Source organism: Salmonirosea aquatica (assembly GCF_009296315.1).
Lineage (GTDB): Bacteria > Bacteroidota > Bacteroidia > Cytophagales > Spirosomataceae > Salmonirosea > Salmonirosea aquatica.
Window position 1 is genome coordinate 5281154 of sequence record NZ_WHLY01000002.1, and the last position, 13749, is coordinate 5294902.

General features: G+C 50.7%; 14 protein-coding genes. 5 read left to right on the forward strand and 9 right to left on the reverse strand.

Annotation, left to right across the window (positions count from 1 at the left end; genetic code table 11):
• Positions 1-149: 149 nt before the first annotated feature.
• Complete coding sequence (locus tag GBK04_RS30975) at positions 150-749, forward strand: hypothetical protein (protein ID WP_373331242.1); 600 nt, start codon at positions 150-152, stop codon at positions 747-749.
• A 152-nt stretch (positions 750-901) separates the two neighbouring features.
• On the opposite strand, the gene GBK04_RS22765 is transcribed toward GBK04_RS30975, so the two are convergent.
• The 5 genes from GBK04_RS22765 to rbfA all read right to left on the reverse strand — a co-directional run bounded on the left by GBK04_RS22765 (position 902) and on the right by rbfA (position 6586).
• Positions 902-1420 (reverse strand): SHOCT domain-containing protein, encoded by a 519-nt coding sequence (locus GBK04_RS22765; RefSeq protein WP_152763692.1) that lies wholly within the window; start codon positions 1418-1420, stop codon positions 902-904.
• Between the two features lie 191 nt (positions 1421-1611).
• The gene (locus GBK04_RS22770; protein ID WP_152763694.1) at positions 1612-2064 is read right to left on the reverse strand and encodes a hypothetical protein; all 453 of its coding nucleotides are present in this window, start codon (positions 2062-2064) and stop codon (positions 1612-1614) included.
• A 148-nt stretch (positions 2065-2212) separates the two neighbouring features.
• The gene (locus GBK04_RS22775; protein ID WP_152763696.1) at positions 2213-4798 is read right to left on the reverse strand and encodes a M1 family aminopeptidase; all 2586 of its coding nucleotides are present in this window, start codon (positions 4796-4798) and stop codon (positions 2213-2215) included.
• Positions 4799-4954: 156 nt separating this feature from the next.
• Entirely contained in the window at positions 4955-6184 is a 1230-nt protein-coding gene (locus tag GBK04_RS22780) for an FtsX-like permease family protein (protein WP_152763698.1), read from the reverse strand.
• An 18-nt stretch (positions 6185-6202) separates the two neighbouring features.
• Complete coding sequence (gene rbfA, locus GBK04_RS22785; protein ID WP_152763700.1) at positions 6203-6586, reverse strand: 30S ribosome-binding factor RbfA; 384 nt, start codon at positions 6584-6586, stop codon at positions 6203-6205.
• 178 nt (positions 6587-6764) lie between these two features.
• Between rbfA and GBK04_RS22790 the strand changes: the two genes are divergently transcribed.
• Positions 6765-8174: a hypothetical protein gene (locus GBK04_RS22790; RefSeq protein WP_152763702.1), complete on the forward strand. Its 1410-nt coding sequence runs from the start codon at positions 6765-6767 to the stop codon at positions 8172-8174.
• A gap of 1 nt (position 8175) precedes the next feature.
• Here GBK04_RS22790 and rpiB read toward each other — a convergent pair whose 3' ends face one another.
• Positions 8176-8607 carry a ribose 5-phosphate isomerase B gene (gene rpiB, locus GBK04_RS22795; protein WP_152763704.1) on the reverse strand — a complete coding sequence of 144 codons (432 nt, stop codon included), beginning with the start codon at positions 8605-8607 and terminating at the stop codon, positions 8176-8178.
• 186 nt (positions 8608-8793) lie between these two features.
• On the opposite strand from rpiB, the gene GBK04_RS22800 reads away from it, so the two are divergent.
• Positions 8794-9516, forward strand: coding sequence for an LOG family protein (locus GBK04_RS22800; RefSeq protein ID WP_373331482.1), 723 nt, complete (start codon positions 8794-8796; stop codon positions 9514-9516).
• Positions 9517-9634: 118 nt separating this feature from the next.
• Here the strand turns inward: GBK04_RS22800 and GBK04_RS22805 are convergent, their stop codons facing one another.
• From GBK04_RS22805 to GBK04_RS22815, 3 genes are all read right to left on the reverse strand, one after another.
• Positions 9635-10618, reverse strand: coding sequence for a ComEA family DNA-binding protein (locus tag GBK04_RS22805; protein WP_152763709.1), 984 nt, complete (start codon positions 10616-10618; stop codon positions 9635-9637).
• 71 nt (positions 10619-10689) lie between these two features.
• Positions 10690-11088: a type II toxin-antitoxin system VapC family toxin gene (vapC, locus tag GBK04_RS22810; RefSeq protein ID WP_152763711.1), complete on the reverse strand. Its 399-nt coding sequence runs from the start codon at positions 11086-11088 to the stop codon at positions 10690-10692.
• Complete coding sequence (locus GBK04_RS22815; protein ID WP_373331243.1) at positions 11085-11294, reverse strand: type II toxin-antitoxin system VapB family antitoxin; 210 nt, start codon at positions 11292-11294, stop codon at positions 11085-11087. Before GBK04_RS22815 ends, vapC begins: the two co-directional genes overlap by 4 nt.
• Before the next feature lie 126 nt (positions 11295-11420).
• On the opposite strand from GBK04_RS22815, the gene GBK04_RS22820 reads away from it, so the two are divergent.
• Positions 11421-12923 (forward strand): glycine--tRNA ligase, encoded by a 1503-nt coding sequence (locus tag GBK04_RS22820; protein ID WP_152763715.1) that lies wholly within the window; start codon positions 11421-11423, stop codon positions 12921-12923.
• Between the two features lie 404 nt (positions 12924-13327).
• Positions 13328-13666, forward strand: a complete 339-nt coding sequence (locus tag GBK04_RS22825; protein WP_152763717.1) for a P-II family nitrogen regulator — start codon at positions 13328-13330, stop codon at positions 13664-13666.
• Positions 13667-13749 lie beyond the last annotated feature (83 nt).

The window sequence follows — 13749 nt, forward strand, 5'->3', positions numbered from 1 at the left end:
ATTCAGGATTCGCATAATCATTCAAAGATAGTAGCTCGTACCAAAACAAAGGCAGGTACGGCGAAATCTCCCCGGGCAAAATTGCCAATCGCACAACATTTCTTGCTATTGTCTACCCTAATCAGGATATTCGGGCCAAATTTCAAACTATGGAAAAACTTTGCGCAATGAAAATAAAAAAGAATTTATCCCGGTGGGGCAGGCTGGGGGTTTGTCTGGTGCTGCTGTCCTCGGTGTGGATGAGCGCCTGCGAGGGTCCGGAAGGACCTGCCGGACCGGCGGGTCCTTCCGGCGCGCAGGGACCTACGGGTGCCCAAGGTCCTGCGGGACCGACAGGAACGGCGAATGTGGTTTACTCCAGCTGGATCAGAGCCGGTACCTGGACCAAGACGAATGTGTTTGGAGTCGATCGTTTTTATACCGAATTGCAGGCGGATCGCCTTTCCCAGGAAATCCTGGATCGGGGTGTCGTTCTGGTGTACGCCAAGCTCGAAACCGATAACAACCAAGTACGGCAACTGCCCGTTACGGTATACGCCCAGTTTACCGAAGATATCATTGATTTTTCCCTCATTCTCGCAAAAGTCCGGGTTTGGTCCACTCCGGTGCGGGGCCCCGCTCTGCCGGTAGCGCCTTCGCCCAATCACTCGTTCCGTTATGTGCTCATTCCGGGCGGACAGGCCGGACGGATCAGCTACGAGAAACTTACGTACGCAGAAGCCGCGGAACTATTCGGGTTTAGCGATTAGTGCGGAGATTCATCTGCTTTTTCAAAGCGGTTGACCGCTTTGAAGCCAAAAAAAGGCGCAGCTCATGCAAAATGAGTCTGCGCCTTTTCATTAATCGATAGCCGAAGCTGCCTGGGTGCCAACCGTTCGAGAATTTCGAAACAAACGTAGCCCTACGGTTCGATTTCCTTTAGATCCCTTGCTTCGACAGTACCACCCGGGTGCGTGAAACTCAGGCGTTTGCCACCATTGTTCTGGGCCTGTTGTACGCCGGTTAGCGGGTAGCCTGTGGTATCGTAGCTGGTATTTTTGCCTTCGTGGTAAATGACGAGGCGGTGCTCATCGGCATAATAGGTATAATGGGTGTCATTCTGACTGCCCTTGAAGGTAGCTTTAGTCCGGCCGAGCAAGGTACCGGTCGTATCGGCCACTTCGCGGGGCAGTTGCCGCGACAAGGCCGAAATCGCGGTACACAAACGGTCCACTTTGGCTTTGAGGCCGTGGTTGAACATATCACCGACCATGATCATACCCGGCTGCCATTGGCCCATTCCGCCCAATTCTGAAACATTGAACTGAACCTGATTGCCGCCCGTGGCTTGTAAACCATGCAGCAGCGTGGCGACCGTACTTACCGTGACCCCGTGTTCGGCGGCTATTTCACGGATTACTTCTTCCCTTGATTTTTCCATAATAATTCTTCTTCGATACAAAGGTTTCCCGATTTCCAGGAAAAGTTTGTTAAAAAGGCAAAATAATCATGCCGTTAGGTATCATCCAATTTTTACCCGGGCCACAGAGCCAGATGAAAGTTTCAGGATATAATGCTACTCCTTTCCTACCATGCTAAAAAAAGATCCAGCTAGGTTTGATGTAAGAAGATTCACTGCCGGTAGCCGAGGAAGAAAAAATAGGTTTCCGAGATCGTGTCGTTCATAGAAACCAACAGCATCGGGGCCGTTACTTCGCGGACTTTCTTGCCGCTGTAATCCCGCCAGGTACCCAAGTACAAGCTACCTATCTTCTGGTTGTCCCGAAAGATCAGCAAGGTATCTGGTTTGGACTGTACCGTAACATTAGTCAGTTCGGTAGTTCGCCGGGAAGGGATAAAATCGGTGCGAACCAACGTGTAGGTACCGTCGGACTTCTGAGTCACGGAAAGTTGTGGCAACTGACGCTCATCGGTGATGGCTGCACAACTCAGATCGAGACTAGCATTGGTGCGGTACTCGCCCTGTAACTGGCTGATGTCGGTAGAGGGGGCGGGTGAGTCGCTGGTACAGCCCGTAATCAGCGTGACGGCGGTAAGTAAGCCTAGGTAGATGAGTTTGTTCATGTCCGTAAAAGGGTTTGGTTACGAAAATGACGAGTTCGCCAAATCATAAAAGGTTGGAATCGGGAAGAAATTTTTTAGCCATTTCTACCATCACCCTTTTGCGCGCGCCCAGGGTACCTTCCTCAAAATTCCTGATTCAGACTACGGCTCATAACTCCCCAAACTGGCTGTACATTTCCTTGAGCTTGGGATCACGCTCGTTGCTGCGGATATCTTTACGAATCGAAGCTACCCCCTGAATGTCCGTAAGCAAGCCCAGTACCTGATAGGCCCCGAACCGTACGAAATAGGCCGGATTGTTTCGCGCCAGACTTTCCAGTATCGGAATACTACGGCGCTGCACGTCGGAGGGCGATTTGATCAGGTACTTGCCAAAAACCTGCAGGAAGTTGTAGCGGTCCGAAGGATTCATGGTTTCCATTTTCTGCAAAAACCATTCGTAACGCTCCGGGGTAGCCAGACCGGCGTAGTAATTACCCACAGCGGCGACGATGGCATCGTTGGGTGAATTCTCAAAGCGCTCCGCAATCTCGGCGGCATCGCCCGGTTTCCCGATCAGGTAGGCATCAAGAGCCACCGAAACCACCAGGTAGGAAGTGTCGTTGAGCGCCTCGCGAAACAACGGATCGTTGGAATTGTCGCCAAAGGAGGCCAGTGTCAGGATGGCTTCGGTACGTACCTGGGAGTTGGGGTCGATGCGGGCGCGGCTTTGCACGAGACGTTCGACATCCACGAATTCCAGACCGTCGTAATCGGCAAAATTAGAAACGGCCACCTGCCGGATTTTCCAGAAGGGATCGACCATGGCAGTCATCATCAGGTGCCGGATAGTAGAATCGATCAACTTACCTTCCAGATGGGTCAGGGCATCGTATCGGGATAGAAACTTGTCGGCTTTATAAAATTGAAAAACGTATTCGGGACGACTTTTTTCATGATCGACCGTTCCGAGCAGTTGGGTTTCGGCGTCGAAAATCACCAGATCGGGCCGGTGTCTGGCCGGGAACTCCAAGGTTTGCTTCGCTTTGTTAAGCACCACATCGTAGCGGGTCTTCACGCTGTCTACCCACACATCCACTTTGAGCGGCAGGCGGTATACTGTTGTCGCCAACGTATCCTGCAGCTGACTGACTTTCAGGCTTACCTTCTGATTGGCCGATGAATATTGCTGCTCTACCTTAAGAATGGGATGGCCGGGTTTCATGAACCATTGGTCGAAGAACCAATTCAAATCCTCACCCGTCACTTTTTCGAAAGCCAGCCGCAGGTCGTTTATTTCGGCAGTTCCGAAACGGTGTTCCTTCAGGTAGGTCTGCAAGGATAGAAAGAAAGCCTCGTCGCCCACGTACCTGCGCAGCATGTGCATGATCCGTCCGCCCTTGGCGTAGGAATGGCTATCGAACATATTTTCCCGGTCTTTGTAAAAATACCGGATCATGGGTACCTGCTTCTGGTCTGCCTCGCCGAAGTACTGCTTCATTTCCTGCAAATGCTGCCAGTCGGCTTCATCGGTTCCGGTGTAGTACTCCATCCAGAGGTACTCGGCGTAGTTGGCAAACGATTCATTGAGTGGTAATTGTCCCCACTCTTCGCAGGTGACCAGATCGCCAAACCAGTGGTGGGCCAGCTCATGCGCAATCACTCCGTCTGAATTTCCGTCCACCAAGGCGCGGGAGTCGGCCTGTATGCTTTCCTCATGAACAGTGGCGGTGGTATTTTCCATGGCACCTGCCACAAAGTCGCGCACGGCGATCTGGGCGTACTTTTCCCACGGAAAATCCATGCCGAAGATATTGGAAAAGAAGCCGATCATTTCGGGAGTCCGGCCAAAAATAGCTTTGGCATCCTGGGCGTACTTTGGCTCTACATAGTAGCTCAATTCGAGGCCATTGGGCATCAGGTCTTTAGCTACAGCAAAATCGCCTACCGCCAGCATGACAAGGTAGGGGGCATGGGGCAAGGTTTGCTTCCAATGGTCGGTACGGGTACCGTCGCCGTTTCCGACCGAAGCCACCATCAGTCCGTTGGAAAGCGTCTTGTAGGTAGTGTCTACCGTAATGTAGATATCCTGAAGGAATTTCTCATTGGGGCTGTCTACCGTAGGAAACCAGGCGGAGTTGGACTCGGTTTCGCCCTGGGTCCAAATCTGGCGCGGCTTGCCTTCGTCCAGCCCGTCGGCATTGATGAAGTACAAACCCTTGTCGTCAGGATGGTCGTCAGGCTCACCGCGGGGAAGCTCATTGGGCTTGGCGATGTAGTCGATCTGGACATGAAGTGTTTCTTTCCGGGTGTAGGCCCGACGCAGCCGGATAGTCAGTTGACGGCGGTCGTAGGTGTATTCCAGCGAATCGCGAATGGGTTCGCGGGTAGTCTTGTTAGCCAGCGAATCGAACCGGACTAGGGTGTCCAACTGATAGATACGCTGAATATCAAATCCCTTAGCGTCAAGTACTAGTGTATTTTGAGGATAAAAATAGGGTTTGAAAGTAATGACCGCGCTGCCCAGCACATGCTGACGCAGCCAGTCGAAACGGACGGCCAATTTCGTATGAAGAATGTCATTTTTGAGCGTGCGGGTGGGGCGGTAGGGACCCTGGGCGGTCACGATACCCGGCGCCCGGCGGGTGGTATCGGCAGGTAGCACCGAAGAGGAAGCCTGGGTGCTACCTGCCGATACCACCCAAAGGAACAAACTCAGGAATGCTAGTTTGACCGTATTTATTTTAATATTCATACCGGTATTTTGCTTTAATAATCGGGCGGATTTCAAACGGATTGTCCGCCTGCTTTTTAAAAAATCAATACATCCTATCTTCACAAGAATCAACGGGGTTATCCCGACAAACCAGGCACAAAGTATACCAATTTCAAAACGTAGGTATGAAATTCCCTACCCTAGTAGCGAGGTATTGACTGTCTGTGCCGCGCGCCGGGCCGGAACAAATGACACTGCTATGGTAATGGCCACGATGATAAGGGCCGTCAGCAGTACGTCGCTCCACACCAGCTGAACCGGGTAGGCATCCACGAGCGAACTCGCCATACCCATGGAAACCAGCATATACTTCTGCTGTATCCAGCAGAGGCCAACGCCCACAACTAAACCCAAAATTGCGCCGGACAAAGCCACGATAGCACCGACCGACAGGAAAATCCGCCGCACCAGCGAAGCGGTAGCCCCCATGGCGAACAGCATCCGGATATCTTCCTTCTTTTCGATCGCCAGCATACTCAGCGAGAAAAAAATATTGATGGCAGCTACCAAAATGATGAAAGAGAGAGTTACCGTTACAAAGAGTTTCTCCACGCGAATAGCCCTCAGCAGATCGGCATTCAGCTCGTCGCGGTCCTTCACCACAAAAGTTTCTCCCACCGCACGTTGCAATCGGTCACGTACCAGATCGGCGGAGGCTCCAGGTTTGAGTTGGATCTCCAGCGTGGTGCGCTGCCGGCCGTACTGAAGCAGCGTGGCAACCGTGGACAGAGGGGCAATCACGTAGTCGTCGTAGCGGCTTTCAATAAAAAATGTGCCACCGGGCCGAACCGACACCTGATTGAATGCATCGGGCGACGACAGGCTAAGCGTGCGGCGGTCGGAGCGTGGGTACCAGAGCTCCAGAGGGGTCAGAGGATCGTTTGTGGAGATGAGCAACGCCGAGCGCACTCCTTCCGATACGACCGCAAAGGGCGTCCCATTAGGCCCCATCAATTGCAGGTTGCCTTCGATCATCGCGGTATCCAGTTGTCCCCGTTGCGCAAACGTACTATCCACCCCCTTCAGGCGCACGACCGTCTGATTGTCGCGGTAGCGGGCCAGGGCATTGTCTTCAATGACCTGCGTCATTACCGCCACGCCTTCGGTCTTCCGTATTTTGTCAAGGAACGCTTCCGACACTCCAAACCGCCGACCCTCGCGGGCTGTGATCTCAATGTCGGCGTCGAAGGTCTTGAAAATCTGTCGGTTCAGGGCCTCCATGCCGTTAAATACCGAAAGTACTACCACCATCGCCGCCGTACCTACCCCCACGCTTACCATGGCAATAAGGGCGATGATACTGATGAAGCTGCGCTTTTTGTGCGACACAAAGTAGCGCCGGGCAATCCGAAGGGGTACATTCATGCTCCTCTAACGAAAAGATTATTCCGTTTCGTCTTCCTTGTTATCCTCCGCGGGTGGGATCACCAGGTTAGCAAACAGGGCATCCATCTTGGCGGCATACTCAGCCGTGTCGTCGAGGTAAAACTGCAGCTCCGGCACAATGCGCAGCTGGTGACGCACACGCTCACCCAGTTTCTGCCGGATGAAACGTGTATTTTCCTGAATGCCCTCAAACAGGAGTTCTTTTTTCTTCTCGGGCAGGAAACTCAGATAGGCGCGGGCAATGCCCAGATCGGGTGTCATGCGAACGCCCGTGACGGTTACGAAAGCACCATTGACCAGGTGCTGGGCATCCCGCTGGAAAATATCGCCCAGGTCTTTCTGGATCTGGCGAGCCACTTTTTGTTGTCTTTTGGATTCCATTCTGTGTACTTTTCAAATGAGCTAATCGACGCACCGTCGAACCCGACGATTCCGATTATTATTCATAGTCCCCATTACTGACGATTCTTACAAATATCCGCACTTATTTTGTTTTTGTGGAAAAGGGGGGTGTAATTTCGTAAAACTATTCGCGTATCCCAACTAACCTCCTATCTTCTTGCTGAGTTTTTTTCGTGCTAACGCCACCTCCCAAAACATCAGCCTCGTGTTGTTTTTCATGTTGCTGCGTTTGCCTTTTTTGTGGAGCGAGGTACCCCTGCTCATTCCCGAACTAAGCTGGATGCTGGTCGGAGAGCAAATGAACCGGGGGTTCATGCTCTACCGCGACGTGTGGGACAACATCAGCCCCCTTTCGGGCATGGTGTACTGGGCCATTGATCGGCTGTTCGGTCGCTCCCAGTTGGCTTATCAGGTCGTGGCCGCGGTGATTTCAGTATTTCAGATCCTGTATTTCAACTATATCATCCGTACCCGCGATGTGCTACCCGAGCGCAGCCAGGTACCAGGTGCCATCTATGCCATCTTTCTGACCATCTCGTTCGACCTGGCTACCCTTTCGCCCATGCTCATGGCCGCTACCTTCCTGCTGCTAGCGCTGGGAGTCGTGATCAAAATGCTCGAAAAACGACAGATTACGAACGAAATATTCGAAATGGGCTTATACATTGGATTGGCCACCCTCTTCTATCTGCCTGCGGCTCTGTTTATGGTGTGGGCCTTTATTTCGTTGATCTTTTACACAGGTACCACCTTGCGTCAGCACGTACTGGGATTTTTCGGTTCGATTTTCCCACTTCTGATGGTTATGCTATATTTTTATCTGAACGATGGCGTGGCGAGCCTTAATCGTAACCTGCTCACTTCGGTTTTCCAGGTGCGGCAGTATGACCTGAACGACTTTTCTTCGCTGATCATTTCGCTGCTGATCCCGCTGATCGTAGGGGGGCTGGGATTCATGCGGATGCTGACAGCCACGCGGTTTGTCAATTATCAAACCCGAATCCAACAGATGATGGCCATCTGGCTTATTGTGGCCGTGCTCATGATCCCGCTCATGCAGTACCTGGCCCCCATGCAGTTCGTGGTATTCACACCCGCACTGGCCTACTTTGCCACCTACTATTTTCTGAGTTTTAAAAAACGCTGGCTGGCTGAGCTGCTGTTTCTGGGATTCGTGGGCGGAATTGCCCTGATCCAGTACCAGGGGCTGCTGAATCTGAATCCAGCCCTTTCTGTCGGCCGGCTCGAAAACCTGCGAGCCAAACCCGCCTTATTGCCCGACCAGATTCGCCAGAAACGGATTCTGGTGATTGGAGAAGACGAGGGCGAGTACCTGAATAACTTTACGGCTACACCCTATCTGAACTGGGATCTGGCCCGTTATGACCTGAAAAATCTGGATAATTTCGATAGCGTGATCCATGTCTACGATAATTTTCGGCAGGACCCGCCCGACTATGTCATCGATAAGGAAAACGTAATGCCGAAATTATTCAACCGGGTACCCGCCCTGAAAAAACGCTACAAGCCCAGTCCCTGGAAGGGTATCTACGAGAAAACCAGCTAGGTCAGCAGGCAATTTTATTGACCCGGGTTTGGTGCCGGCCCCCTTCAAAATCCGTGCTGAGGAATTTTTCCACGCATTTCAGTGCCAGTTCTAATTCAATGAAGCGCACTGGCAGGCAAATGATATTGGCATCGTTATGCTTCCGGGAAAGCTCGGCCAAATCTTCCTGCCAAATCAGCGCGGCCCGGATACCTTGATGTTTGTTAGCGGTGATGCACACGCCCTGTCCGCTGCCACACAGCAGGATGCCCCGCTCGAATTCACCATTTTCAACGGCACTGGCCACCGGATGGGCAAAGTCGGGGTAGTCGGCCGAATCGGGACTGTTGGTGCCGTAGTCCGTCACTTTGTAGCCATTTTTTTGCAGCCATTCGCTGATTGGCTGCTTATAAGGAAATCCGGCGTGATCGGCGCCAATCGCAATCTTTTTCATTGTATTTGTGTTAAGTAAGGCTACCCTTGTAACAACATTCGAGCGAATATCGTTAGTATTGTCCCTTAAGGGGGCACCGTTACAAAGGTAGCAGCTATACCATTTAGTACCCGAAACAATTTAGAGATTATGAGTCAAAACGTAAAAAACAACGGCCTTCCGGCCGACCCTACCGATATCTCGTTGATGAATCCCGCCGTGCCCGAAGATGAGGCACGGATTAAAGAAGCGTTCCAAGACCGGGACTGGAACGAAATTAAAAGTGCCGATTCCTGGGTGATTTTCAAAGTAATGGCCGAGTTTGTGGAAGGCTTCGACAAACTGGCCAAGATCGGTCCCTGCGTGTCCATTTTCGGCTCTGCCCGCACTACCGACGACAATCCCTACTTCAAGGTGGCTGAGGAAATCGCGGCCAAACTGGTGCGCCACGGCTATGGAGTCATCACGGGCGGCGGACCGGGTATTATGGAAGCGGCCAACAAGGGTGCTTTCGAGCAAGGCGGTAAATCAGTGGGTTTGAATATCACTCTACCCTTTGAGCAGCAAAGCAATATCTATATCGATCCCGACAAGAATATGGACTTCGATTTCTTCTTTGTCCGTAAGGTGATGTTCGTCAAGTACTCTCAGGGTTTTATTGTACTACCCGGCGGGTTTGGTACCCTGGACGAACTGTTTGAGGCTTTGACCCTGATCCAGACCAAGAAAATCGGCCGTTTCCCTATTATTCTGGTAGGTAAGAAATACTGGTCGGGCCTGATCGACTGGATTCAAAATACCCTCCTGGAAGCAGAAAATAACATCAGCGCGCCCGATCTGAAGCTTTTCAGCGTGGTCGAAACGCCCGACGAGGCAGTGCGGGTGATCGAGGAATTTTATTCGAAGTACCTGTTGAAGCCCAATTTTTGAATAGGGTAGAGGACAAAGCTACAAAGGGAAAATATAATTCGATTATTAGTGTGTAGAAGATACCCCACGGCAGGGGGTACCCTGCTTTGTGCCTATGTGCCTTTGGAACTTTGTGCCTTTAAAAAGCCAGATAAGGTACCATTTTCCGCAGGGTAGCTTCATCTAGAATACGTATTTCCTTCATCGCCTCGGCCGATGCAAATGGCCCGTGCTGCTCGCGGTAGCGCACGATCACTTCATTGAGTTTCCGGTTTCGGAAATACGGGTGCCGGTTCAATTCCTGAACGGTGGCGGTATTGATCGGAATTTTAGTGGGTGGGCTCTGCACCCGGGCGTAACGCCGGAGTTCGGAAAGTGCCAGCGAATCCAGGCCAAATATTTCGGGGTACTGTTCGGTAGAATAAAACCCACCGAGGGCATCACGGAATTTGACGATCCGGGCCGATAGTTTACTGCCGATTCCCCGTAACTCGGCGAGTTGGGTGGTGTCAGCAGTATTGATGTCGAAAGCGGTCGGTACCGGGCGTGTAAAGGTTTTGAATTCGCGGAGCGTGGGCGTGGGGGTACCTTCATCGGAACGCGTTTCCGATTCGGCGAATTTCGGTCCGCTGCCCGGCAATACGATGTACCCTTCCAACTGGTTGTACAGCGCGGGTGGGAAATCGTATATTTTCTTCAAATCCTCATTCTTCCTAAATTTTCCGCCTTTCTCCCGGTACTTCTGAATCCGCTGCGCCAGAAAGCGGGGTACCCCCAATTCCTGCAATTCTGCGGTCGATGCGGTATTGGGGTCAAAGGCAAAAAAACGAGTAGGGGGAGCTGATTTTTCATCATCGCGGGAATAGGGTACCTCGTTTTCGCTAAAATTCCGATCGGTGTTGGATGACGAACCTGATTTAGGAATCAAAGCCGCCGTGCTGTCCAGCTGCTCTATCGTGAACGGTACCGTATCGCTTTGAAAAAGCGGAAGCACCCACCACTTGAATACAGTAGGTGTCCAGATTAATCCGAAACTCAGGATGATCAACACCAAGGCTCCGCGTGATTCTTTGGGCGAGATACCCAAGAAATCCTGGATTTTGTAAAGGATTTTGCGGAGCATTTTTGTTGGGTGGAAAGTTGAGAGGGTGGAAGAGCCTAAAAAGCAAGGGTTTCGTAAGGACGGTTTGCGAATTACTCTTTCCAGATCTTCAGCCCAGTATGAGACGCTATGAGGTCGAAATCGCGGTCATTATGACAGAGTTCGATATTAAAATGAAGTGCAAAGGCGGCAATCAGGCAATCGTTTGGTTTGCGGATCGTAACGCCATTTCTGCGCAAATTCGCATATAACTTGGCACCTGCCAAAGCCGCCCCAACCGGATCATAATCTAATACTTGCTGTCTGATCAATACGATTTCGGCTATATGAAAATAATTTGGATCAGAAAATCCTTGAAGTACTTCTTGAATGATTGTTGGTGTAATGAATACCTTTTTGTCGTCTGTCAAAACTTGACTTAGAAAGTTGGACTTTGCAGTGCTGACTCCTTTAAAATGGTCAATCCAAATTGTTGTATCAAACAGAATCATTCGCCCTGGTTATTGGTGTTGCCGCGCATCTGTTCCAGATCTCCCTGCCAGAGTTCGGGCCCCCGGGCGGCTTCTAATTTTTTGAGAGCCAATTTGTAAATTAAATGATCCAGCGCTTTGTTAATGACCTCTTCCGCTGTCTTTGCTCCACTAAGCATCATCGCGTCTTGCAGTAGTTTTTCATTGATCTCAACATTCGTCTTCATAAGCTGCCTTTTATAATTCATTCAAAAATACGAAAATAACCTACCCCTTCAAGGGTAACGCCAAAATGCCTAATTTTGCGCCTGTGCGCTGCCTTCGGGTAGCATTTACTTATCAATCAAATCACTATGAGTCAGGAATCCGCCGCAAGTACTACCCCTACCACTTCACTGCAAGATATCATCGGCCACGCTAAGGAATACGGCTTTGTGTTCCCCTCTTCCGAAATATACGACGGCCTGCAGGCCGTATACGACTACGGACAGAATGGTGTGGAGTTGAAAAACAACCTCAAATCCGCCTGGTGGAAAGCCATGACGCAGCTCAATGACAACATCGTGGGTATCGACGCGGCTATCTTCATGCACCCGCTGACGTGGAAGGCTTCCGGCCACGTGGACGGCTTCAACGACCCGATGATCGACAACAAGGATTCTAAGAAGCGGTATCGCGCCGATCAGCTTTTGGAAGGCAAAGCCGAAGCTTACGCCGCCGCCGGAGAAGCCGAAAAAGGCCAGGCGTTGCTGACCGAAATGGGACGTTTGCTATCGGCCGAGGATCTGGACGGTGTTCGGGAGCTAATTATCGCCGAAGAAATTAAATGTCCGGTGTCGGGTACCGCCAACTGGACCGAGGTACGGCAGTTTAACCTGATGTTTAGTACCCAAATCGGCTCCGTGGCGGAAGACGCCAGCGTGATTTACCTGCGGCCCGAAACGGCGCAGGGCATTTTCGTGAACTTCCTGAATGTCCAGAAAAGCGGACGTATGAAGGTACCCTTTGGCATTGCGCAGATTGGCAAAGCCTTCCGCAACGAGATTGTCGCCCGGCAGTTTATCTTCCGGATGCGGGAATTTGAACAAATGGAAATGCAATTCTTTATCCGCCCTGGTACCGAAATGAAGTGGTACGAAGCCTGGAAGGAAACCCGCCTGAAATTTCATAAAGCCATCGGCCTGCCCGCCGAGAAGCTCAAATACCACGACCACGACAAACTGGCCCACTACGCCAATGCCGCCGTGGACATCGAGTACGAGTTTCCGTTTGGTTTCCGCGAGATCGAGGGGATTCACTCCCGCACGGATTTCGACCTCCGCAATCACCAGGAACTATCTAAAAAGAAGCAGCAATACTTCGATGCCGACCTGGACGAGAACGGCAAACCGTACGGCAATTATATTCCCTACGTGGTGGAAACCTCCGTGGGAGCCGATCGACTTTTTCTGGCTACCTTCTGCAATGCTTACACACGTGAGTCGGTCGGGGAGGGTGATAGCGCCAAAGAACGTACCTATCTAAAATTGCATCCGGCCCTGGCGCCTATCAAAGCCGCCGTGCTGCCGCTGGTGAAAAAAGATGGACTGGCCGAAAAAGCTCAGAGTATTGCCGCTTCGCTGAAATCCTCGTTCCGGACCGTATACGATGACAACGCCGCCATCGGCAAGCGCTATACCCGGCAGGATTTGATCGGGACGCCGTTCTGCATCGCCGTGGACTACCAGACGATGGAAGATGACACGGTTACGATCCGTCACCGCGACTCCATGGAACAGGAACGTGTAGCCATTAGCGAACTGAAAGACAAGATTGGTCAGGCTGTGGCCATCGAACGGATTCTGGAAGCCATCTGAATGCGGTAGTAGAGTATTCCGAATACAGAGCGCGTCGTTTAGAAATAGCATATCTATTTCTAAACGACGCGCTTTTTTTAGTGTTTTGAGTTTAAAATCAATTAAGTTTTTGTAGGAATACTATAAAAATTGAATTTATAGGGTAAAATCTACTAGTGAAAAATATTTATATTGACCGTATTATATTCTGGATTTAGTTACTTTTATAGTAGTATATTGTAAGTATCTATAAATAATGAACCATTTAATTGTATAATTTCCATTTTATCGCTATAATATTTTGCTTACTTATTAATTTGTATTTGTTTAGGGTATTAATCCGGTGGAAATCCACTTTATGGCGGGCGGATGCCATACGTAATTCGCTAAAATCTTAATTCACTTAAACCATCCTTCTAACTATTATGAAAAGAGTAGAGGCTATTATTCGAAAGACCAAGTTTACCGAAATGCAGGAGGCTCTGCACGAGGCAGGCATTGACTTTATGAGCTATTGGGAAGTGCGGGGTGTGGGGAAGGCCGTTGAAGAAAGGTCGTATCGGGGCATCGTGTACGACACAAGTATCATTGAACGAATTATGGTTACCTTCTACTGCCAGGATCAGTTTATTGAGCCTGCGATCAAGGCTATTATGGCTTCGGCCAAAACGGGCGAAATCGGCGATGGGAAGATCTTTATCTCGGATGTAGAAAAAGCAATCAAGATTCGCACCTCAGAGGAAGGGGTAGATGCGCTGAATTAATAGCGAATGATTGGATTTTGGATGAGCTACTAACCCAACGCTGCTTGTTCAACTATTCCTTCACCTAATATCCCCCTCAAAAT

Excerpts from the sequence above, each read along its gene's own strand:
- GBK04_RS22825 (WP_152763717.1), top strand. The coding sequence starts at position 13,328 with ATGAAAAGAGTAGAGGCTATTATTCGAAAGACCAAGTTTACCGAAATG.
- vapC (WP_152763711.1), bottom strand. The coding sequence starts at position 11,088 with ATGATTCTGTTTGATACAACAATTTGGATTGACCATTTTAAAGGAGTC.
- rbfA (WP_152763700.1), bottom strand. The coding sequence starts at position 6,586 with ATGGAATCCAAAAGACAACAAAAAGTGGCTCGCCAGATCCAGAAAGAC.
- GBK04_RS22770 (WP_152763694.1), bottom strand. The coding sequence starts at position 2,064 with ATGAACAAACTCATCTACCTAGGCTTACTTACCGCCGTCACGCTGATT.
- GBK04_RS22820 (WP_152763715.1), top strand. The coding sequence starts at position 11,421 with ATGAGTCAGGAATCCGCCGCAAGTACTACCCCTACCACTTCACTGCAA.
- GBK04_RS30975 (WP_373331242.1), top strand. The coding sequence starts at position 150 with ATGGAAAAACTTTGCGCAATGAAAATAAAAAAGAATTTATCCCGGTGG.
- GBK04_RS22805 (WP_152763709.1), bottom strand. The coding sequence starts at position 10,618 with ATGCTCCGCAAAATCCTTTACAAAATCCAGGATTTCTTGGGTATCTCG.
- rpiB (WP_152763704.1), bottom strand. The coding sequence starts at position 8,607 with ATGAAAAAGATTGCGATTGGCGCCGATCACGCCGGATTTCCTTATAAG.
- GBK04_RS22800 (WP_373331482.1), top strand. The coding sequence starts at position 8,794 with ATGAATCCCGCCGTGCCCGAAGATGAGGCACGGATTAAAGAAGCGTTC.
- GBK04_RS22780 (WP_152763698.1), bottom strand. The coding sequence starts at position 6,184 with ATGAATGTACCCCTTCGGATTGCCCGGCGCTACTTTGTGTCGCACAAA.
- GBK04_RS22765 (WP_152763692.1), bottom strand. The coding sequence starts at position 1,420 with ATGGAAAAATCAAGGGAAGAAGTAATCCGTGAAATAGCCGCCGAACAC.
- GBK04_RS22775 (WP_152763696.1), bottom strand. The coding sequence starts at position 4,798 with ATGAATATTAAAATAAATACGGTCAAACTAGCATTCCTGAGTTTGTTC.
- GBK04_RS22815 (WP_373331243.1), bottom strand. The coding sequence starts at position 11,294 with ATGAAGACGAATGTTGAGATCAATGAAAAACTACTGCAAGACGCGATG.